General features: G+C 53.0%; 19 protein-coding genes. 2 read left to right on the top strand and 17 right to left on the bottom strand.

The features are described 5' to 3' along the window. Positions 1-41 precede the first annotated feature (41 nt). From AC27KL_RS25055 to AC27KL_RS25000, 12 genes are all read right to left on the bottom strand, one after another. The gene (locus tag AC27KL_RS25055; RefSeq protein ID WP_487171482.1) at positions 42-1,475 is read right to left on the bottom strand and encodes an MFS transporter; all 1,434 of its coding nucleotides are present in this window, start codon (positions 1,473-1,475) and stop codon (positions 42-44) included. Positions 1,476-1,993: 518 nt separating this feature from the next. After that, positions 1,994-2,947 (bottom strand): helix-turn-helix domain-containing protein, encoded by a 954-nt coding sequence (locus AC27KL_RS25050; RefSeq protein ID WP_487171481.1) that lies wholly within the window; start codon positions 2,945-2,947, stop codon positions 1,994-1,996. 187 nt (positions 2,948-3,134) lie between these two features. Then, positions 3,135-5,339, bottom strand: a complete 2,205-nt coding sequence (locus AC27KL_RS25045) for a DEAD/DEAH box helicase (RefSeq protein WP_339320892.1) — start codon at positions 5,337-5,339, stop codon at positions 3,135-3,137. Then, positions 5,336-6,661 carry an ATP-binding protein gene (locus AC27KL_RS25040; protein WP_487171480.1) on the bottom strand — a complete coding sequence of 442 codons (1,326 nt, stop codon included), beginning with the start codon at positions 6,659-6,661 and terminating at the stop codon, positions 5,336-5,338. The genes AC27KL_RS25045 and AC27KL_RS25040 overlap by 4 nt, the downstream gene beginning before the upstream one ends. A gap of 19 nt (positions 6,662-6,680) precedes the next feature. Continuing rightward, complete coding sequence (locus tag AC27KL_RS25035; protein WP_487171479.1) at positions 6,681-8,246, bottom strand: TerB N-terminal domain-containing protein; 1,566 nt, start codon at positions 8,244-8,246, stop codon at positions 6,681-6,683. Between the two features lie 366 nt (positions 8,247-8,612). Beyond that, positions 8,613-9,719, bottom strand: a complete 1,107-nt coding sequence (locus tag AC27KL_RS25030; RefSeq protein ID WP_487171478.1) for a DUF4179 domain-containing protein — start codon at positions 9,717-9,719, stop codon at positions 8,613-8,615. After that, positions 9,716-10,252 carry a sigma-70 family RNA polymerase sigma factor gene (locus AC27KL_RS25025; RefSeq protein WP_487171477.1) on the bottom strand — a complete coding sequence of 179 codons (537 nt, stop codon included), beginning with the start codon at positions 10,250-10,252 and terminating at the stop codon, positions 9,716-9,718. The genes AC27KL_RS25030 and AC27KL_RS25025 overlap by 4 nt, the downstream gene beginning before the upstream one ends. Before the next feature lie 171 nt (positions 10,253-10,423). After that, positions 10,424-10,861: an Hsp20/alpha crystallin family protein gene (locus tag AC27KL_RS25020; RefSeq protein ID WP_036709326.1), complete on the bottom strand. Its 438-nt coding sequence runs from the start codon at positions 10,859-10,861 to the stop codon at positions 10,424-10,426. Positions 10,862-10,936: 75 nt separating this feature from the next. After that, a complete protein-coding gene (locus tag AC27KL_RS25015) occupies positions 10,937-11,686 on the bottom strand; it encodes a class I SAM-dependent methyltransferase (RefSeq protein ID WP_487171476.1) in 750 nt (249 codons plus the stop codon). Positions 11,687-11,842: 156 nt separating this feature from the next. Next, positions 11,843-12,550 (bottom strand): GNAT family N-acetyltransferase, encoded by a 708-nt coding sequence (locus AC27KL_RS25010; RefSeq protein WP_487171475.1) that lies wholly within the window; start codon positions 12,548-12,550, stop codon positions 11,843-11,845. Between the two features lie 279 nt (positions 12,551-12,829). Next, entirely contained in the window at positions 12,830-13,882 is a 1,053-nt protein-coding gene (locus tag AC27KL_RS25005) for an ABC transporter permease (protein ID WP_487171474.1), read from the bottom strand. After that, positions 13,879-14,604 (bottom strand): ABC transporter ATP-binding protein, encoded by a 726-nt coding sequence (locus AC27KL_RS25000; protein WP_339320900.1) that lies wholly within the window; start codon positions 14,602-14,604, stop codon positions 13,879-13,881. Before AC27KL_RS25000 ends, AC27KL_RS25005 begins: the two co-directional genes overlap by 4 nt. Positions 14,605-14,762: 158 nt before the next feature. Here AC27KL_RS25000 and AC27KL_RS24995 point away from each other — a divergent pair, with 158 nt between their 5' ends. Together AC27KL_RS24995 and AC27KL_RS24990 are read left to right on the top strand one after the other, a co-directional pair. After that, complete coding sequence (locus AC27KL_RS24995; RefSeq protein WP_339320901.1) at positions 14,763-15,395, top strand: TetR/AcrR family transcriptional regulator; 633 nt, start codon at positions 14,763-14,765, stop codon at positions 15,393-15,395. A 12-nt stretch (positions 15,396-15,407) separates the two neighbouring features. After that, on the top strand, positions 15,408-16,010 hold the full coding sequence (locus tag AC27KL_RS24990; RefSeq protein ID WP_487171473.1) for a class I SAM-dependent methyltransferase: 603 nt from the start codon (positions 15,408-15,410) through the stop codon (positions 16,008-16,010). A 100-nt stretch (positions 16,011-16,110) separates the two neighbouring features. On the opposite strand, the gene AC27KL_RS24985 is transcribed toward AC27KL_RS24990, so the two are convergent. The 5 genes from AC27KL_RS24985 to rbsD form a co-directional block, all read right to left on the bottom strand. Continuing rightward, positions 16,111-17,001 (bottom strand): nucleoside hydrolase, encoded by an 891-nt coding sequence (locus AC27KL_RS24985; protein ID WP_487171472.1) that lies wholly within the window; start codon positions 16,999-17,001, stop codon positions 16,111-16,113. Positions 17,002-17,188: 187 nt separating this feature from the next. Beyond that, positions 17,189-18,106 (bottom strand): ribose ABC transporter substrate-binding protein RbsB, encoded by a 918-nt coding sequence (gene rbsB, locus AC27KL_RS24980; RefSeq protein WP_036709308.1) that lies wholly within the window; start codon positions 18,104-18,106, stop codon positions 17,189-17,191. Positions 18,107-18,119: 13 nt separating this feature from the next. After that, entirely contained in the window at positions 18,120-19,088 is a 969-nt protein-coding gene (gene rbsC, locus AC27KL_RS24975; protein ID WP_036709305.1) for a ribose ABC transporter permease RbsC, read from the bottom strand. Position 19,089: 1 nt separating this feature from the next. After that, on the bottom strand, positions 19,090-20,571 hold the full coding sequence (locus tag AC27KL_RS24970; protein ID WP_487171471.1) for a sugar ABC transporter ATP-binding protein: 1,482 nt from the start codon (positions 20,569-20,571) through the stop codon (positions 19,090-19,092). Between the two features lie 168 nt (positions 20,572-20,739). Further along, entirely contained in the window at positions 20,740-21,138 is a 399-nt protein-coding gene (rbsD, locus tag AC27KL_RS24965; RefSeq protein WP_487171470.1) for a D-ribose pyranase, read from the bottom strand.

Genomic DNA, 21,138 nt, shown 5'->3' with positions numbered 1-21,138 from the left:
GATGAAGGAAAGAATGGGATCGACCGTGCGAACAAATCCAATCATTTCATGCCATCGTTTCGCAACCCCCATGCGGCGATCCAGGCGACAGCCGCGACCGCAGTCGTGATGAAAAACGCGTCGGAATAAGCTCCGGCCCCCTCCCCGTACCAAGGATTAAAGGGATGCGCCGCGTCCCGCCGCGCCGATAAAACGGCTCCGATGAGCCCCGCTCCCGTTCCGGCCCCAAGGTAGAGCGAACCTTGGAAGATCCCGACTCCCGCGCCGACCTGATCTTTCGCCACAGCGCTGACGGCTGCGCTATTCGCCGGGGAGTTCAACAGCGCAAAAGCAATTCCCGCCCCTAATACGCCTACCGAAACAAGGACAGGAGATTTTCCTGCAGCATAGGTCGACAAAAAGAATGTTGATATGCCCATCATACTTGCACCGGCAACGATCAACCGTTTCGTCCCTACCCGATCCGACATGCGGCCAATGACCGGAGAAAAGGCCGCGACTGCCGCTCCTCCCGGCAGCAACACCAGCCCTGCCTGGCCGGGGGAAAGCCCGTTCACCTCCACGACCAGCAGCGGAACGAATACAAGCACGGCGAAATAGGCAAACATCGAGCACATTGAAACGATCAGTGCGCATACATAAACTCGGTTCGCAAACAGAACAGGCGGGACGAACGGATCATCCGCGGCATGGATACGCCAGACGAAGCAAATCAAAGCAGCAACCGATCCTGCTAAACTTCCCAACGACGATACTGAAGCAAACCCGGCTGCTTCCCCTTGAGTCACGCCAAAAAGCAGAAGCCCGGCGGTCAGCCCAAGCAGCGCGCCGCCAAGAACATCAAACGGCCGCCGCTTTCCTTGTTGGGCGGCAGGCAGAAGGGACGGCAGCGCATACATCGTGCCGACAATAACAAGCACCGAAAGCAGCAGCGTGCCCCAGAACAATGCCTGCCATCCCCACAGTTCTCCGACGGCGCCTCCAAAAATCGGTCCGCTTGCGGTTCCGATCCCGATGCTGCCTGCAATGATGCCGAAGGCACCGCCCCGTTTGCCAGGCGGCAGCACCTTCGAAACGACGACGACCGAAAGGACGGGAATTGCCGCCATCCCGGCCCCCTGGATCATTCTCCCCGCAACAAGAACGATAAGATTCGGGGCGAGAGCGCAAATCAGGCTCCCGGACGCCAGAATGCCGACCGCAATGATAAATAGCTTTTTCAGATCGAAAAAATCCGACATTCTTCCGTACAAAGGAACCCCGATCGCCAAAATAAGCGCGACGCCGCTGACCACCCAGCTAATCCGGGCTTTTGAAGCTCCCAGTTGTTCGCCGATGACCGCGAGCGCGGGATTTACCATATCCACCGTAATCGCCGCCACAAGAACGGATAATGCCAATGTCATGACGATGAGTGTTATTTTTCCTTGGCTGAGTCGTGAGAAAAGTGCTTCATCTGAATTGTTTTTAACCATTGGATTGCCTCCTAAAAAAGAATTTTGTTTTTTAGGAGGCTGCATCCACTGCTTTCTTCGTCAATCTTTCTCACTCCTTCCTCTTGGCTCGCGATGAACCTGTCGGTTCAAACGAAACTTGCGAATCTTCATTTTCACGCCAAAAAGAAAAAAAAGACACCGAAGTTTCGGTGTCTTTTTTACGTTTTACGTTTTTCGCTCAACATTTCACATGAACCAGCTGCAGCTTGAATTCACGCATCAGGTTAACACGAGAGAGGCAAAAAACGTACAGACACCGTATTCGCAGATTTTATTGCAGCGCAGCTTAAAAATGGGCAGACGTATCCCGTCGAATGCAAATTTCCCGATTTTTTTACGGATAAAACGATCCAAGCTGGTGCGAATACAGATCTCATCGCTTTTTGCCTCCTTTCAACATAATTAAAGTCATTGTATCCGAAAGCGGTTAGGTACACAACCTTTGGAAAACGGTTTGCTGAAGGTCAGATTCCGGTTCATCTATTTTGACTTTCTAATTAGGACGAAAATTCGAGCCCTGCCCGGATCCATTTTTCAATGACCCCTTCTTCCAAAAATGGTGCGATCGGCTTCAGGGCCCCCATACCTTCTTTTTCAAATGCTTGGCGAGCGCACGCTTCCAAAACCTCATCGCTTATGAACGGCGCAACAGGCAGAAGCACTCGGATACCGTGGATTTCAAACGCCTTTTTTGCGTACTCGTCCAGCGTCTTATCGCTCATAAACGGTGCAAGGGGCGTTAACGCTCCGATTCCATCGTTCTCAAACGCTTTTTCCGCAATTTCGTCCATTGCCTCTTCGCTCATAAACGGCGCGATGGGCGTTAATGCTCCGATTCCCTCGTTCCCGAACGCTTTTTTCGCGCATTCATCAACCGCCTCGTCCGTCATAAACGGCGCGATGAACTTTAACGCCTCGATCCCTTCTGTCTCCAACGCTTTTTTGGCAAACTCGTCAATTGCTTCATCGCTCATAAACGGCGCAAGCTCCTTTATTGCTCCGATTCCTTCCGAAGCCGCCGCCTTTCTCGCGCATTCATCGATAAATTCCGTGCTGACGAACGGGGCGATCGCGGACAGATCATGAAGTTTAAACTTATGTTTCATATGGCTGAACACTTCATCGGCTTGTTCCGTTTTCAAGAGGGGCATCACGGCAGAGAAATCTTCGACGGAAATTTCGTTTTCCCGCAAAAATTCGGTCGTTTTGTTCTGGGCAATGTTTTGGACGATGTCCGCCCCCTTTTGATTGTCCAAAATTTGATCGATGCTGACCTCGAATATGTCCGCCAGCTCCGGCAGCTTCGAAATATCCGGCAACGTTTCGCCGCGTTCCCAATTGCTGACGGCCTGATAGCTGATCCCCATCCGGTCCGCCATCTCCATTTGCGTCATCCCTTTTTCTTTTCTCAGCCGGGCGATGTTCCTGCCGATTTTGACCATGTTAAACATGCGCTCACTCCTTTAAGGTTTTTACAACGTTAGTGTACCTGCGAAAAGCGGCTGGATATATAAAGCAGTGCTTGAGTGATCATTTTCGCGGGTTTCCAGCTTCCTTCCGACGGAGCTATAAGAAAAAAAGGAAAACCCGGCTTGACGGACTTTCCCATGGATGCATAACTTGACGCTTCTATTTTTTTCATCGCTCCAACACTTCGCTCAAGCCCTGCTTGAGTCCTTCGACGTCAAGCCCGTCGACCGCAAAAGCCATGCGTACCAGCTCAGGCGAAACGAATTCGTCGTATTTTCCCAAATAGGGTGCTTCATCAGGCCCGAGCAGCAGCAACGGATCCGTGCAGGACGCGCATTCCTGTAGAATCTGCTCCAATAACGTCCGGCTGTCCGCTTGTCCGGCAACGACAAAATAATAAGGCTCCATCGGCACGATTGAACGCAGCGACAGGCGCTCGGCAAGATTGTTTTTGAGCAGCCGTTCCAACGTCCTGAATTGCTTGCTGCCGATCCACGGCAATACGAACAGCGAGTCGCCGCCGGCCGGGATGACGGGCGACTTCAGCAGCCCGCTTTCTTTCGCCAGCCTGCGCGCCCGTTCCAACCGGTTTACGGCCTGCGGCGACAGGTACGAATAAATGGCGGTGTCCGCCAGCACTTCGCGCATTTTCCGCACGACCAGCGTATGAATATCCCCTCCGCCGCCAAGCCACAGCGTATCGACCTTGCCCAGCGCCGCTTTGACATAGACGGCTTTATGCTTCGTATCGACTTCGGTTACTTTCCACAATTTTCCCGCCAATGAAAAACAATACCCCGGCGGCGGCACCGTCGTAATCGAGCCGATTTCCTCCGTGCCGTTGTAGACCGCATGCTCCTCGTCATCCTTGAATACGGCATAAAAACGGAAATTGTTGACGATTTTTTCTCCCGTCAGGCCGATGATCAAACTTTGCTGTTCCGTCCACTGCACATGGTCGGTTTGCAGCAAATAATTCAAAAACGTTTTATACGCAGCGGCCGGAATTTGCTTGAACGATGGCAGCGAAAGCACGTATGCCGCCAGTTCGGCCGGCGTTGCTTCCCCCATGCTTTTCAGGACGCTCATCGTCTGGTGGTATAAAAGCCCGATCGGCATTTTCCGGATGTCCAGCGGCTCCACCCACCGGTCGCGGACATACAGCTCGATCACGGCGATGGCGCGCAGCAGCGTCCAAGGCATTCGGGCCGGCAGCGGCGCGTCTTCGTCTTCCTCTTCCGGGCATACAAACAACATCTCCGATGGCGCGTCGTTCCGGCGGCCGGAGCGCCCCAGCCGCTGCACGAAGCTCGAAGCGCTGTAAGGAGCGCCAAGCTGCACCACGCGCTCGAGTTCGCCGAGGTCGATGCCCAGCTCCAACGTCAGCGTGGCTGCGGCCACGGCCGGACCTGGCCCGTTTTTCAGCGCGGCTTCCGCTTCCTCGCGCAGCATGGCGGAGATGCTGCCGTGATGCACGTGGAAGACGTCCGGCTGATGGCGCTGGGCTGCCACCCTTCGCAGCTCCAGCGTCGTGAGTTCAGCATCCGATCGGCTGTTCGTAAAAATGAGCGCTTTTTTCAAATGGGTGCTGTCGTAGACGAAGTTATAGTAGGCTTTGCGCGCGTTTTGCAAATGCTCTGCCTGCTCCTCGTCCCGGGCGTCCGGAAACGAAAAATGCTCCACGCGCAGCCGAAGCTTGCGTCCGCCAGGCACCGAAACGGCCTCCACCGGCCGGCTCCCGCCTGCCCCAAGCCATGCCTTCGCCGCCTCGTAGTCGCTTAACGTCGCAGACAAACCTACGCGTCTTGGCGAGCAGCCGGTCATTTTTTCGATCCGGGCGATTTGGCTGAGCACCTGAATCCCGCGGTCCGCTCCCATAAAAGCATGAACCTCGTCAATGATGATATACCGAAGATCATGGAACAAGGCGGGGATCGCGTTCGGTCGGTTCATCAGCAATCCTTCCAGCGATTCGGGCGTAATTTGCAGCACTCCCGAAGGATTCCGCATCAGTTTGGTTTTCTCCGTCTGCGACACGTCGCCGTGCCAATGCCATACCGGAATGTTGCCGTCCCTTAGCAGCTCCTTGATCCGTTCAAACTGGTCGTTGATCAGCGCTTTGAGGGGACCTATGTACAAAATCCCGACGGAAGCGGACGGGCGTTCGTGCAGCTCGGTCAAAGCCGGAAAAAAAGCCGCTTCCGTTTTGCCCGACGCCGTCCCGGCGGCGATCAGCATATGATGGTCGGAATTCATGCAGATGTTAAGCGCTTCAACCTGCGCCGGCCGCAGCGTGTCCCATCGTTTCCGGTAGATGAACTCCTGAATGAACGGAGCCAAACGGTAGAAGATATGGCTCGCGCCGCCGCTCATAATTCAAACTCCGCCAAAAAATCGTCCAAATCGTCTTGTTCCCGGCCCGCCGCCGCAGGCGCGGCCATCCGCTCGCCCAGCAGCCGGCTGAACGAGGCATCCGGATTTTGATGCAGCGTATGCAGCAAATCCATGAAGTCGCGCACCACTTCGCGCGGGGTCAGCAGCTCGTCCGCCCCCAGCCGCCCCACGGCCGTTTCCATGAATTGAATCAAATCCGCGTCGGTCAAAACCCGGGCATAACCGAAATGCAGCCCGTGAATTCGCAGCAGCTTTTGCAGCAAAATCAAAATCTCCTCATGCGACAGCATTTCCAGCTTCAAAATCGGCCCGGTGTAGTTCCGGTACCCGTTTCCGGCAAACCTTCCTTCCACCAAGCGCGAACGCAGCGCCTCATAACTGAATAATCCGCGGCGTTCGTCCTCGACGAATTGCGGCGTCCCTCCCAGGAAGATGCCCAAATGCTCGGCTTTGCCCTGCATCGTGTCATTAAACATCGTCAGCAGCTTCTCATAATTGCTTGTCCGGGAAACGCTGTTCGATATTTTATACAGATTGACGCCTTCGTCAATGAACAGCAGCAGCCCTTTGTAGCCGATTTTCGCCACAAATTCCGACCACAGCTTGATATAATCGTACCAGGTATCGTCATCGATGATCACGGCCACGTCGAGTTCTTTTCTCGCCTCGGTTTTGTTCGGGTACTCTCCCCGAAGCCAGCGCAGCGCCGCCTGCTTTTTCTCGTCCTCCCCAAGCTTGTATCCGTTCCAATAAGCCGCAAGCACTTTGGCAAAATCGAAACCGTGCACCAAATTGTGCATGTGTGATGTCACCGCAAAAATCCGCTGCTCCACCTCTTGGGCAAGCGCCGGATCGTCCGCGCGCAAACCGCCGGCCTGCATCGCCTCCTGTTGAATCGCCAAAATCCATTTTTGGAGTATCGCTTCGAGCGCTCCGCCGTCCGGCCGGGTCTTCGTGGACAAGTGGGTCATCAGCTCGCGGTACGTTGCAAGCCCTTGCCCTTTCGTGCCGACGAGTCTGCGCTCCGGAGACAAATCCGCGTCCGCCGTCACGAATTCCCGGTCCAGCGCGTAGTTGCGGATCGTTTGCAGCAAAAAGCTTTTCCCGCTTCCGTAACGCCCGGTAATCAGCTTCATGGCGGCGCCGCCTTCGGCAATGTTGTCCATATCCCGCAGCAGCGCCTCTACTTCCGGCTTCCTTCCCACCGCGATATGCTCCAGCCCGACACGCGGCACGACGCCCGCCGTCAAGGAATTGACGAGCGCGGTCGTCAGCCTTTTTGGTATTTTCAAATCCATCATGTTTCCACCCCTTAAACAATTACGCTTTCTTCAACGCTTCCAGATATCCGTTATATTCTTCCGCAACGTCGTCGCCGTCGATCACGAGATCGCCGATCGTTTCCATCGCGGCTTGGTTTATTTCGTCGATCAGCAGCGCCGGCATCGATCCGTAAGTTTCAGCGATCCGCTCAAGCTCGCTGTATGGCATTCGAGATTTTAATGCATATAGGACCTCCAAATGGGCTGGTCCCAGTTGCTCCGAAAACGAGGTCCATTCCTCGTCCAATAAAGACGTATCCCATGCAAATCGTTGTTGATCCATTGCAGGTCTCTCGGGGACTCGTTCGCTGCTGCTTTCCCGTTCAAAACCTTCCTCTGGCCCGCTATGTTCGGCATGATCATGTTCGGCAAGATCCGTTGGCGGCACGGGAATATTTTCTTCCTCATTCCGTTCATGCGCCGGTTCGTCCCATTCCTCGATCGTCAGCATGCTCCGCACTTCTTCGCTGTCTTTTTGCAGCATGGCCAGTTTCTGCGTATCAATGGATACGGCCGGGACGGAAAGCTTTTTGGCGGCAAATTCCTTGTCCAAAAACCGCCGGATCAACGTCTCCGTTTCGCTTTTTAACGTGACTCCCCGCAAGCGTCCTTTAAAACCCGTCAGCTCCCGCAGCTTGTTTTCGGCGCACCTCACCAGCTGCGTGACGTAGTAGCGTAACGGCGGGCATTTTCGGATCTCAAGGATCCGCATCGGAAATGTCCTTCCGTACGTTTCGGCATCGTACACGCTGCTGCGGAACAAATACCGCTCGATCTTTTTGCCCGTCCCCTTATAAAAGGTGTCCACGAGGCCTTTTCCCGTCGTTTTTTGCAGATAGGAGTGGACCAGCGCGATGACCTGAGGCGTGTATTCCTCCAACAATCCGCGGCCCTCTTCCGCATAAAATTTGCTTCGCCGCGCATCGTAATCCGACAGCGTCAAAATCTGGTCCAACGTCAGTAAAGCGGGATTTTCGCCCATCAACCTTTCCAGTTCCAGGTCAAACAGTTCTCCGGCCCAAGCCTGACCGGACCTTGCGAGAATGTCGATCAGCGGGACGTCCAGCCGATGCACCAGCACGAAGTCGCATACCCACTCGGCCAGATACTGATTCAGCTTCGGATATCGGTTTCCATAGGCATCCCAAAGGTTCATCATCTGCTCATATCCCTGCCGCGGCCGCTCCCATCCGACGCCATGAATCAGCTCGTACAGGCAGACGAAAATATAGGACAGGTCCGTGTAAGGAAAACGTCCGCTGCGGACTTCGCTCCTCCAGTAAAAATACCAGCGCCGCTGCGATTCGTTCATCTGCTCGTACGTCGGCCAGTAGCTCATGAACGGGACAAAAGGCGCCTGCTCCCCCGTCCGCTCCGCCATCGCCTGAGCCTGCTGCACAAAACGTTTTTCCTTCGATAGAGCCGCAACAAAAGGGAGCTTCCCTTCCGCCGGTTGCTCCTTCCTCTCCGGAATGCTCAACTCGCGTATAGGGCCGTTTTCTCCATTCGCAGGCGCGCTCAAGTCGATTTCCGCAAAATCCAAAGGCTTTTGATTTGAATTCATGAAACCATGCATCACCATTTCACAGAATATTTGTTCTCTTTTTTCATTATATATGAAAATGGCTTGGGGTGTAATTTTTTTGCCATTCTGTGTATATTGTGCCGAACCTGTCCCTGGGAATAGATTATCTCCTTCAAGCAGGTGTTGTATCAGGAAAAAGAAAAAAGCGCCTTTCATCGGCGCCAATTTTTCATCATTTTTTATATGGAATGTTTGCATCCATCCGATCACTAGGAGCTTATCCTTCGTTTGTTTTTTCGAATTCGCAGGTATTCTTCTTGATAGGAATCATTAGAAATCTATCGTTACTCCTGAATGATTCGATCCGTATAAACAATGTCATTGCTGCTGTCCCATATACTGCCTTTATTTCACCGGAATCCTAAACTCCAGTTCAGAAATGTACTGCTTCTCCCCGTTCCGGTAAATATATGGCTTGACGGTAACGGATTCCGGGATCGATTCAAACGGTTCGTAGCTGGACGAAAATAAATAATGATCACCTTCTCCGGAGCCGTTTGCACCGAGGTTTTTTTGAAGCCGCCCCTTTTCGTCGGCCAGGTCGTAGGAAATATCGATAAAACCGGACACCTTGTACTGATCCGGAATGGACTCTGCAATTTCCTTGATATCCTGTCCCAGTTCTCCCTTAATCTCCATTTCCAGCCGGGTCGTCACCGGCGAAATTGCCAATTTGGCTACTTTCATATGAATATGATCAAACACCTTCGTCTCATCAGGCGTAAGCACGATGCTGTCGTTCGTTTTTTGGACCGGAACGTTAAACTCGTACGGCACGCTATCATTCAAAAAATGGATCACGAGTTTAAGTTCGAACTGATCCGGGATGTTCAAGCCGGGGGAATCCAGTCCATGCACCAGCAGCGAATTGGGAGCCTTCTCTCCCCCCGAGCCATATCCCATGCTGGTATTGATCAACGTGTCATTGACGTAAAAATCGATGAAGATATGGCCCGCCCCTCTGGATCGGACGATTTCTTCGTACCAACTGTCGGGCGATCCTTGGCTTCCGCCGCCCCCGGCCAATTCTCTCGTCAAGACGAAGTTCAGCCGGCTGCCGTCGTAGACCACTTCAGACAAACGGAGCGTCACCCCGTTATGCGTCACGCTTTGGTTGGCGTCGATGGCATACCCTGCTTCGCTGGCTTTTTGAAGGCCCTTGTCCCCGGCCAGCTTAAATACGCTTTCCAGAAAAGGGATCTGCTTCAAAGCCTGCGCCATAACGGGTGATACAAAACCGGAGCCGATAAGAATCAGGCCCGCAGCCGCCGTTCCGGCACAAATGACGGTGATTCTGCGGAGCAGGCTTTTCCTTTCCCCTGTACCCTGCTTCTCTTGCACGACGTCATCCAATCTCTCGTAAGCTTCATCCATCCGTACTCGAATGGACCGCGGCAATTCCTGTGCCCGATCTTCTTTCAACTGTTTCATCATTTCGTCCAGTCCGTTCAAAGCCGCACCTCCTTTGCTGCAGGTTCCTTCAATCGGCGGGATAACGCCATGCGCGCCCGGTAAAGCCTTGTTTTCACCGCTCCTGCCGACATGTCCAGCATGTCCGCAATTTGCTGAATCGTCATATCCTCAAAATAATATAAAATCACGATCATTCGCTGCGTTTCCTCCAACCGATCGACGGCATCGCGCAAATCCATGCGGAGATCCTCGACTGGAGGAACGTATGCGGCCTGCGGCGGCTCCGCCATCGAGACCGTCTTGCTTTTTTTGCGTAAAAGCGTGTTGCACTCATTGATTAGGATCCGGCAAACCCAAGTATTAAAGAACCGGGGATTTTGCAATGTCGGCAGCGCCCGGTAAGCCTTCAGGGCGGTTTCTTGCATGGCGTCCGCGCAGTCCTCGTCCTGTCTGACAATGGACTTGGCAATGTTGTACATTCGCAGCTCCACCCCCTTCATTATGGATATAAAAGCTTCCTTATCCCCTTTTTGCGCGCGAAGGACCTCGGATTCGTTCACATCTATGTTCAAACGGGGCGTCCCCCTTTCTTATTTTCATTCCGATAATTAGATGCGGCTTCCGATCGATCGGTCACAGCCTGATTCCGATTTTTTATGTTCCAACAAAAAAAGGCACAACCCTTAATAGGATTGTACCTTTCTATAACCACGGACGTCATGCGCCCATCGCCTGTTAGACCATCAATGAAACTCGACGTCGATCTTTTTGCGGGCATCCCCTTGTTTTTTCATGTGGATTTCCAGCACGCCGTTTTTGTAGGAAGCTTTGACGTCGTCGGAGGAAACGTTCGCCGGCAGCGTCACCATGCGGTGAAAACGGCCCACGTAACGTTCCTGGCGGTGCATATGCTCTTCCTTAATTTCGTTCGTCCGGTTGATCGTGCCGCTGATCGACAGCATATTCCGTTCAATGTCGATGTCTACGTCCTCTTTCTTTTCAAGACCCGGGATGTCGCATACGGCAACAACCTCGCTGCCGGTTTCGTACACGTCCACGCTCAAATTGCCGAGGTTTTGGCGCATGTTCCGGAAGGCCGGGAAATCCGCATTCAAAAAATGGTCCATCTCCCGTCTCATTTGATCGAGATGGCGGAAGGGCTCGTAAGGAACTAAAGGCATTTTTGCTGCATCCTCCTTCTTCATAGTCAAGCTTATTTTTACCGGAGAAGGAGAAATTATGCTCTAGATGGAACCCTATTTTCGGAATAAGTATATTCCAAAGCCCAGGGTATCCCGCCCCCACTGCAAATAGGTTCTCCTCCATGACCGGATTCGTTCCAGCATGGCATCCCGGTCGGGATCATCCGGGTGTTCATGGCAATAATTTTCGATCGATGAGGAATAGAGCCATTCGTATTCATCCCAATCATTTTCGTCCGCCACATAGGACCAAAGCGGAATCAATCCCAATTCCTCGGCAACCTTGACATTGTCTGCATGGCTTTTCAAATCCGTTTCCGATGCTCCACCCAGCGCCTGCAGATATTCCGCACTTGGACGCTGTTTCCAGTATCCCTCACCGATGAAGATGTACCCGTCTTTTTTCACAAGACGTTTCATGTGTTGCAGAGTGGATTCCAGTCCGCCCAAGGCATGCGTAGAACCAATGCAAACGGCTAATTTAAATTCCTCTTGTTCAAAATTTCCGACGGCTGCACCGGCGTCACCGATAATAAACTCTATGCTGCCATCAGGTATTCTGCTGCTCGCTTTCTTTTTTGCTTCGTCAATAGCTCCACCGTATAATTCAATAGCGACCCCTGAAATTTTGTAATTTTCCACCAGACGGATTAGCAGTTCACACTTCCCTGCCCCAATGTCCAGCACCTTATCTTGTGGATTCAGAGGTATCATTCGTATGACGTTCATCATCTTCGTTTCGTTGACTGGGTTACTAAATGCATGGTTTCTGTGGGCAATATTTGAAAATCGGTTTCGATCCAACGAGGGCATTCTCCTTTTACAATTGAATGTGGAATCCGTGATTTGTTCCTATGATTAAATGATAATAATAAATGGTATGAATGCAACTCGTTTTCTTAATGACGCTGGGCACGCCTCCGCATTGAAGGGAACCGGGATATTATCGTTATAAACATCCTAGCTGAAATTCAAATCCATACCGTACTGTCTTAATTTCAACTTACCCGCTACAGCTTGAGAAGCAAAATTATTCCAAGCCGTGCTGTATAAAGCCATCCGCCCCTCACTTTGGATCTCGGCCGCCCAGGCTGCCGCTGCCTCCATCCCGTAGGATCTGCCGCGAAAATCCGGAGCGGTGTGCAGACTCGCTTCAGCAGCAATCGATGAGCTTCTGGCGCTGCTGCACAAAGATACGACAGATTGATTTTGTACGACCGCGAAAGCAGGCCGTCCAAGGATCACATCATCGACGAAATCAGAAAAATACGGTTCTAAAAGTTCGATATTCCTCTGCGTGATTTTTATGGCTTGCGTTGAACGCCCTCTCATGTCAGGGAATACGTAAGCCGGTCCCAGGTAGACATGTTCCACGGGGCCGTCCTTACTTAAAATACGTATAATATCAGCTATATTAACCCGATTTGGAGCGTGCAACCACGGCGCTTTTTCGACAAACCGTTCCAGTTCGTTTGTAACGTCTTCATCCACTGTTTCATGGTACCTTACAACAAGACCTTGCTTGGTGATCCCCATGAAAAAACGGGGTGCGCTCTTCGCGCTTGGTTCGTTTATCGTGGTCATGCGGCCATCCTCATTGTGGTTAAAAAGGACGTTGGCCTGGACTTCCATAAGTTCATGGTCTGACTGCAGAAATCGATGATTCAACTCGGTACCCCTTTTTTGAGGGGAAAACGCTGGTTTTTGGGCTAGTAGGCGCGATCCCCTGCGATAAATTTTGCCCCAATCCTTGTGTTCTTCATCAGACCACCCCTATCAAAATGTAGAAACTTTCAATTAAAAATTCGCCGGAACGCATCGTCCAGAAATTTCCTCAACAGTATATATTTGAACTTCCTTGATGTCAACAGATGAAATCGTTGCGCGCGAACCACCGTTCCGACCAGAATCCCTCCGCAGGCGTTCGGAACGCCGGACAGCCCGCCGTCATTTTCTATATAGGAATGCTAGCCGCCTCAGGTTTAAACCGATGAACAACGCCGCAAACAAAAGCAGCACTCCAACATCCACCGCGATTTCGCCAAACCCGAGACCTTTGTACATCACGCTTTTCAGCGCATCGGCCGCGTAATAAAGCGGCATGATCCTGGCAACGGCTTGAACCCACGAGGCCATTCCGTCCAGCGGAAAGATGCCTGCAAAGAAAACCTGCGGAATGATGACGATCGGAATGAACTGCACCATCTGGAACTCCGAAGCCGCGAAAGCCGAGAGCAAGATGCCAAGCGAAAGCGCCACGAATGCCAGAAGCAGATTGACCAGCAGCACGTACCAGATGGAACCTGCCAGAGGGATGCCAAGCACCAGCGTACCGAACAAAACGACGATGACCGTTTGCAGAAACGCAAACATGCCATATCCCGCCAAATAACCGGCGATAACCTCACCCGGGCGCACCGGGGTGGCCATCAGGCGTTCCAAAGTTCCCGACGTGCGTTCCCGCAGCAGTCCGATACCCGCAATGAGAAACACAAAAAAGAAGACAAAAAATCCGATCAGGATGGGACTGAGCGTATCAAAATAGTTCGTATCCGCGCCGCCATAAACATATTCCGTCGTCATGGCTACATGCGGCGCCGCAGCCTTTCCTTTCTGCAAAGCGGCTTCGGCAAGCGAGACGGCCGCCTGACTGATTTTCATCCGGATCGCTTTGGAAACGGACGGATCGGTATTTTTCAAAATCAGGTGGATCGCCCGATCCTTCATCACCATCACGGCGTCCAGCTTATCTTTTTCCAACGTATCCTTATCGGTGTGATCATAAGAAATCACGGCCATGCCCTGATTTTTCATCGATTCGACGATTTGCGCATCCACGTTGACCGCGCCGATTTTTACGTCGGAGCCGCCCCCGGTATGCTGAAACAAATAATTCACCAAAGACAATACGAGCAACGGGGCCAAAAACAGCAGCGCGAGCGTTCGTTTATCCCGGAGCAGCTGCTCGCAGATTCTTCGGACAAGCGCCCGGATTCTCATGGACGGGCACCCCCTGCCAACAGAAACACGTCTTCCAAGCCGGCGGCGTTGTACTGCCGTTTAAGCTGCTCCGGCGTGCCTTCCGTCAAAATGCTGCCATTTCGCACCATCGCCAGCCGATCGCATTTTTCCGCTTCGTCCATGACATGCGTCGTCACGACGATCGTCTTCCGTTCGGAGGATCTCAGCCGAGTCAGCTCCTGCCAAATCGATTGTCTCAGTTCAGGATCGATCCCTACGGTCGGTTCATCCAGGATCAGGACCGAAGGGTCATGAACCAGGGCAATCGCCAGCGACAACCTGCGTTTCATCCCGCCGGAATAGGCCGATACTTTTTTGCCGAGCTCTTGGGACAGGTTCACGAGATCGGCCGCATAGCTTATCCGCTGCTTTTGCTCCGCTTTGCCCATCTTGAACATCGAAGCAAAAAACTTCAGGTTCTCTTCGCCCGTCAGTTCGCCGTACAGCGCATCCGATTGAGCCATATAGCCGATATGCTGAAGCATGGTAAGGTTGGGCATCTTCGTCCCGAGAATATTCACCGCCCCTTCGTCCGGCACATCCATGCCGACCATCATTTTGATCAGCGTCGTTTTTCCGGCCCCCGAAGGCCCGATCAGACCATAAATTTGCCCTTGCTCCATGTTCAAGTTCACTTCGGACAGGACGGTCTTTTTTCCGAAGCTTTTGCTGACCTGGCGTACACTTATAGTGGTTTCCATGGGGAAAAACCTCCCTCAGATAATGAACATCGCGTTGATTATCTTGCACGCCTTTATTATAATCAGGGCATACCGAACCCTCAATAAACAGAAATACGGAATGTGACCCTTAAACGGCAGGTTCGCTAAAAGTGTTCATTATAAAGGAGGGAATCGATTTGAACGAATCGACGGACCGGCGGGTCGTCCGCACGAAAGCGGTCATTCGCGACGCCCTGACGGCACTCATCGAGGAGAAAGGATTCGAAGCGTTAACCGTTAAAGACATCACGGCCCGGGCGAACATCAACCGCGGGACGTTTTATCTCCACTACCGCGACAAATACGACCTGCTGGAACAAAGCGAACAGGAACTGATTGAAGGCATGGTCGCGATCATTCGAACGATCCGCCCGTTTAATCTGGATGAGCTGCTTGCAAAGGATGAACCCGTCCCCCAAATCGTCGAATTGATCGAATACATGAACGGCCAGGCCGATTTTTTAAAGACGATCCTGGGGCCTAAAGGGGACCCGGCCTTCCATTCGCTAGTAAGGTCCATGATGTCGAAATATCTGTTCGAAAAAAACATCGTCCCCCTCATCAAAAAGGAAAACGCCCTCGTGCCGACGGAATATCTCGTGGCGTACATCAGTTCCGCGCATTTGGGCATCATCCAGGAATGGCTCGCGCAAGGGAGAAAGGAATCGCCGCGCGAATTGGCGCTCATCATGACGAAGCTTTCGATGAAAGGCCCGTTATATGCCGCAGGGGTCTTTCAGGCAATGAAAAAGGCCACGGACGGCACATAGGAGGCGTTGCTTTTGGAAAAGCAAAAATTAATCCGCAAGTTTGACAAGCAATCGGCGATGTACGAACAAAACACGCGGAAGCGGATGTTGGGCGAATGGCGGAAAAAGCTGCTGCAGGGCGTTTCGGGGAACGTGCTGGAAATCGCCGTCGGGGCCGGAGCCAATTTTCCATTTTACGATATGGATCATATGCGGCTGACGGCCGTCGATTTCAGTCCGATGATGCTGCAAAGGGCGCGCCGGATTGCGGAAGAGCTGCACATCGAAGTCGATTTGGCGGAAAGCGACATAGAAACCCTCGACTTTCCTCCGGATTCTTTTGACTGCATCGTCTCGACCCTGTCGTTATGCGGTTACGATGATCCTGCCAAGGTTCTGGGGAAAATGAGGAAATGGTGCAAACCTGACGGCAGGATTTATTTGATGGAACACGGGCTTGGAAACAATCCCTTCTTAAAATCGGCGCAGCGGCTGGTGAACCCCGTTGCCCGCCGCATGTCCGGGTGCCACTGGAACCGGGATATCGAACGGTTGGTGCTGGATTCGGGGCTCCGGGTCGAACGCATGGAGCGACATTGGGGCGGCATCATTCATTTGATATGGGCAAGAGCGTAAGCATCCAAAACAGCAAAAGCCGTCCATGATCCAATGGATCTGCTGGACGGCCCGGGGTCCTGCTTGAAATGGACCAGAATTAATGATGTTCCAAGAGTAATCAGATCATGCGCTCCAACGTCCCCATAAACCAATTCCGGAACGCTTCCTGGTCAATCCCCGTCGCTGCCTGAAGGTTCGGCTCGCCATGGACTTCCATCGTCATGCCGATGGCCGGCCCTTCGGTCACGACTTTTACGCATTTCGGCTCGACCTTGAATATTTCCGGGTTCGTGATGTAGGTAATGGCGCACATGTCATGCATCATGACCCCATGTTCCATATCGCCGTCCCGGTAATGACCGAAGGTAGCGGCGAACATTTCGGCCGATTTGTTGCTGTGTTTTGCCAGTTCGGTGCCTCCGATCAACGCTTTTTGGGTAACGTCCAAACCGATCATGACCAGGTCCAGTCCCGATTCGAATACGATTTTGGCGGCGTGCGGATCGGCCCAAATGTTGAATTCGGCCGCGCTGGTCACGTTCCCGCCGCATAGCGATCCGCCCATGAATACGATGCGTTCGATTTTGTTTTTTACCTGAGGGTACATCAGCAGCAGGACGGCCACGTTGGTCAAAGGCCCGATCGACACCAGCGTCATTTTTTCGTCCGAAGCTTCAAGCAAGGAGCGCATCGCTTCGACGGCATGCTCAGGCACGACCTGCTGCGTGCTTTCGGGAAAATCGTACCCGTCCATGCCGGACTCCCCGTGCACGTCGGTGCTGACCGGGGCGATGACGAGCGGCGTTTCCATGCCGCGGGCCACCGGTATCTGTTTTCCAAAAAAATCAAGGATCTTCAGCGTGTTTGCCGTCGTTTTGCCGATATCCACGTTTCCGTGCAGCGTGGTGATTAATCGGATATCCAATTCGTTTCGATAAAAGGCCACTCCGAGCGCCGCCGCATCGTCGATGCCCGGATCGGTGCTTAGGATCACAGGAATTTTTGCCATTTTGTTTCCCCCTAGAATTCGATGATTTCTCAATTGCATTCGATCTGGAACCTGTCCACACGGACGTGTTCAAGGTTAGCTCATATGTACGCAAAGGTCAACCGGGAATACGCTTACAAAGATAATGGTGAAAAAGGAGGAAAACCTCCCTGCGGGCGCTCTCCTCCTCCAAACCTTTATGCTGCGTTTATTCCTTCGTCACCAGTTTCAGCGGCGCCGGAATGGATTTTTCCACCGTTTTGCCTTGAAGCACGTCGTATGCGGCTTGAACGGCCATCTGGCCGATCAGATCCGGCTGCTGCGCCACCGTGGCGGTCAGTTTTCCGTCCTTGATCGATTTCAGCGCATCCTCGTTGCCGTCGAAGCCGACGACCGGGATATTTTTGCCGGAGCTTTGGATCGCTTCGATTGCGCCAAGCGCCATTTCGTCGTTATGGGCGAAAACCGCCTGCACTTCAGGATGAGCCTGCAGCAGGTTTTCCATGACGTTCAAACCTTTGGTCCGGTCAAAGTCCGCCGTTTGTTTGGCGACCACGTTCAGGTCCTTGTCCGCGACTTCATGGAAGCCTTTGCCGCGTTCGCGGGTCGCGGATGCCCCGGCGACGCCTTCGAGTTCGACGACCTTCGCGCCTTTGCCGACCGTTTTTTCGATAAATTCGGCGGCCATCCGTCCGCCCTTCACGTTATCCGATGCGACCAGGGCTTTCACGTCCCCTTTGTCTGCGGAACGGTCCAGCGTGATGACCGGAATGCCCAAACTGTTGGCCGACTGCACCACCGTCGAGATCGCGGCGGAATCCGTCGGGTTGATCAGTAGGACGTTGACGCCTTTTTGCATCAGGTCATCCACGTCGTTGCTTTGTTTCGCCGAGTCGTTTTGCGCGTCGACGACGATCGTTTCCATGCCGTGTTTTTTCGCTTCGGCCACGACGCCGTCCTTCAAGGATACGAAAAACGGGTTGTTGAGCGTGGAGACGGACAGGCCGATTTTGATATGCTTCAAATCTCCGCCGGTTTTGGGTTTAGCCCAGCCCGGCGGTTCCAGGGAACAGCCCGTGGTCAATATCAGCAGAAACGCCGCCAGGATTAACGTTAGCTTTTTCATATGATTCTCTCCCTTATGCCGATTTCTTCCGGTCGATGAGTACGGCGATCACGATGACGATCCCTTTGACCACCATCTGATAGAAGGACGATACGCCGAGCAGGTTCAGACCGTTGTTCAAAGTTCCGATAATGAGCGCGCCGATGAGCGTGCCCACGATGCGTCCGCGTCCGCCGGAAAGGCTTGTCCCGCCCAGAACGACAGCCGCGATGGCGTCCAGTTCGTAAGAGGTACCGGCCGTCGGCTGCGCCGAATTCAGACGGGAAGTCAAAATCGCGCCCGCCAAAGCCGAAAGCAGGCCAGCCAAAGAGTAAATCATGATTTTAACGCGGGATACCTTAATGCCGGATACGATGGCCGCTTTTTCATTGCCGCCGATGGCATACGTTTTGCGGCCGAAAGCCGTTTTATGAAGCACGATCCACAGAATCGCGAAAGTAATGATCATCGTAATGGCCGGAACCGGAATGCCGAATTGGTAACCGCGGCCGAACAGCTGGAATGTCATGCTGTCGCCCAGACCGGTGATCGGGTTGCCGTCCGTGTAAACTAGCGTAAGTCCTCTGAAAATCGTCATCGTCGCCAGCGTGGCGATAAACGGCGCCATCTTCCCTTTCGTAATCATGATGCCGTTGATCATGCCCATGACGCCGCCAAGCAAACAGCCGATAATGATGGCCAAAACCGGATCAAAGCCGGCCACGAGCATATTGGCGACGAAGGCGCTGGACAGCGCCAGAATGGAGCCGACGGACAAATCGATTCCGCCTGTCAAAATGACGAACGTCATGCCGAATGCGATCAAGGCGTTAATCGATACCTGCCGCAGCAGGTTAAGAATGTTAAGCGGTTCCAAAAAGCTTGGATTCAGAACCGATACGATAATGATGAGAATGATCAGGCCCAGCAGCGGCCCGAGCTTTTGCGTGATTTGCGAAAACTGGAAGCCTTTGGCCGTTTTTGCTTCATTAAGTGTTGTCATGTTACTGTCCCCCTGTAGCCAGCGTCATAATTTTTTCCTGCGTTGCTTCGTCTTTGCTCAGTTCTCCCGTGATATGTCCCTCGTGAACCACCACGATCCGGTCGCTCATGCCGAGCACTTCCGGCAGTTCGGAGGACACCATGATGATGGCGACGCCATGTCCGGTGAGTTCATTCATCAACTGGTAAATTTCGCGTTTGGCGCCGACATCGACGCCCCGGGTCGGTTCATCCAAAATTAGGAGCCGCGGTCCGATGCCCACCCATTTGGCGATGACGACCTTTTGCTGGTTCCCGCCGGACAGGTTTCCTGCCGCCGTTTCCCGCGAGTGCGTTTTGATCTGCAGCCGCTTGATCAGCGCATCCACGAAGGCGCTCTCTTTTTGCGAGGATATGAGACCTTTGGTCGTAAACCCGCTCAAGCTCGGCAGCACCATATTTTCGCGTACGGAGAAATCAAGCACCAGCCCTTCGTCCTTGCGGTCTTCCGTAATAAAACCGATCCCCAGCTTCACGGCGTCCACCGGTTTGCGGATCACCGCTTTTTTGCCGAACATCCGGATTTCGCCGCTGTCGAGGCGGTCCAACCCGAACAATGCCCTCATGATTTCGGTTCGTCCCGAACCCATAAGTCCCGAGAAGCCGACGATTTCGCCTTCGCGGACCTGGAAGCTGACGTCCTGGAACAATCCTTTGCGCGTGGCATGCTCCACTTCGAGCACGACCTCGCCCGGATTCGGATTTCTTGCCGGGAACCGTTCGGTCAGCTCTCTGCCGACCATTTTTTTCACGACTTCGTCGAAGTTCGTATCCGGAATATTTTTCGTATCCACCGTTTTCCCGTCGCGCATGACCGTAATTCGGTCGCAGATGGTGAATATTTCCTCCATCCGGTGCGAAATATAAACGATGGAAACACCATCTTTTTTCAGGGATGCGATCACTTCGAACAGCTTCTGGATCTCCCGTTCCGTCAACGCGGACGTCGGCTCGTCCATGATAATGACCTTGGCTTCGGAAAGCAGCGCCTTAGCGATTTCGATCATTTGCTGTTGGCCGACCGAGCATTCGCCCGCTTCAACGTTGAGCGGAATGTCGACGGCAAGTCTTTGAAACTGCTTCTTGGCAAGCGCCTTCATCTCTTTATATTTTAGAAATCCGACCGGAGATGACATTTCCCTGCCGATAAACAGGTTGTCAAGCACCGTCATATCCGGCCAAACGTTCAGCTCCTGGTGGATAAAAGCGATTCCCTGCCGTTCCGCTTCTTTCGGATTCGTGAAATACGTCTCCTTGCCGTCGATGAGGATCGTTCCCTCGTCTCTGGCATGCAGCCCGGTAAGAATGTTCATCAGGGTGGATTTGCCGGCACCGTTTTCCCCCATCAGGGCGTGAACCTCGCCTTCGCGCAGGTCGAAGTCGACGCCGGACAGCACTTGGTTGCTGCCGAAGGCTTTATGGATACCTTTCATTTGGATCTGCATAAGGGCTCCTCCTTAAAGTTTTTGCGAAGCAAAAACTGCTTCGTAAGCATAGGCTTAGTTTTTGCGAAGCAAAAACTTGCTTCGTAAGCATTAGCTTAATTTTGCGGGGCAAGGCTTCCTGAACGGCTTCGCAACGCCCCGCGTCCGGAAGCCAAGCTCCAGGCTTTTTTAGCCGAAATAAACGCCTGCCTGCAAAATGACGTTCGCAAACGGCTTTGCCTCGCCGGTCCGGATGACGGCTTTCGCTTTCCGGGTCCGCTCCTTAAATTCCTCGTGCGGGCAATGCTCGATGGCGCAGCCGGCGAATTTGTTTTCTATATAATGGAACGCTTCGGGATTATCGGTCCCGATTTCCTCCGCGATGACGATTTTTTCGATTTCCATGTCGGATGCGACCGCATTAACGGTTTCCTCGAAACTTGGCGAGCCGAGCGTCAGCGCCAGATCGATTTTGGGGACGCCGTCGGGAACGGGAAGCCCCACGTCGGCGATCACGATCGTGTCGGTATGGCCCAGGTCGGCCAAAATTTTTGAAATGTGACTGTTCAAGATGCCTTGCTTTTTCAT

This window comes from Paenibacillus sp. YAE3, from assembly GCF_057546105.1.
Note: the sequence above shows the minus strand (reverse complement) of the source record. Positions and strands in the feature narration are given on the sequence as shown.

Bases quoted from the DNA above. Each gene is read 5' to 3' on its own strand.
- AC27KL_RS24985 (WP_487171472.1), bottom strand. From the start codon at position 17,001: ATGGCAAAAATTCCTGTGATCCTAAGCACCGATCCGGGCATCGACGAT.
- AC27KL_RS25040 (WP_487171480.1), bottom strand. From the start codon at position 6,661: ATGATGGATTTGAAAATACCAAAAAGGCTGACGACCGCGCTCGTCAAT.
- AC27KL_RS25045 (WP_339320892.1), bottom strand. From the start codon at position 5,339: ATGAGCGGCGGCGCGAGCCATATCTTCTACCGTTTGGCTCCGTTCATT.
- AC27KL_RS25020 (WP_036709326.1), bottom strand. From the start codon at position 10,861: ATGCCTTTAGTTCCTTACGAGCCCTTCCGCCATCTCGATCAAATGAGA.
- rbsB (WP_036709308.1), bottom strand. From the start codon at position 18,106: ATGAAAAAGCTAACGTTAATCCTGGCGGCGTTTCTGCTGATATTGACC.
- AC27KL_RS25005 (WP_487171474.1), bottom strand. From the start codon at position 13,882: ATGAGAATCCGGGCGCTTGTCCGAAGAATCTGCGAGCAGCTGCTCCGG.
- AC27KL_RS25035 (WP_487171479.1), bottom strand. From the start codon at position 8,246: ATGAATTCAAATCAAAAGCCTTTGGATTTTGCGGAAATCGACTTGAGC.
- AC27KL_RS25050 (WP_487171481.1), bottom strand. From the start codon at position 2,947: ATGTTTAACATGGTCAAAATCGGCAGGAACATCGCCCGGCTGAGAAAA.
- AC27KL_RS24970 (WP_487171471.1), bottom strand. From the start codon at position 20,571: ATGCAGATCCAAATGAAAGGTATCCATAAAGCCTTCGGCAGCAACCAA.
- rbsD (WP_487171470.1), bottom strand. From the start codon at position 21,138: ATGAAAAAGCAAGGCATCTTGAACAGTCACATTTCAAAAATTTTGGCC.
- AC27KL_RS25000 (WP_339320900.1), bottom strand. From the start codon at position 14,604: ATGGAAACCACTATAAGTGTACGCCAGGTCAGCAAAAGCTTCGGAAAA.
- AC27KL_RS25055 (WP_487171482.1), bottom strand. From the start codon at position 1,475: ATGGTTAAAAACAATTCAGATGAAGCACTTTTCTCACGACTCAGCCAA.
- rbsC (WP_036709305.1), bottom strand. From the start codon at position 19,088: ATGACAACACTTAATGAAGCAAAAACGGCCAAAGGCTTCCAGTTTTCG.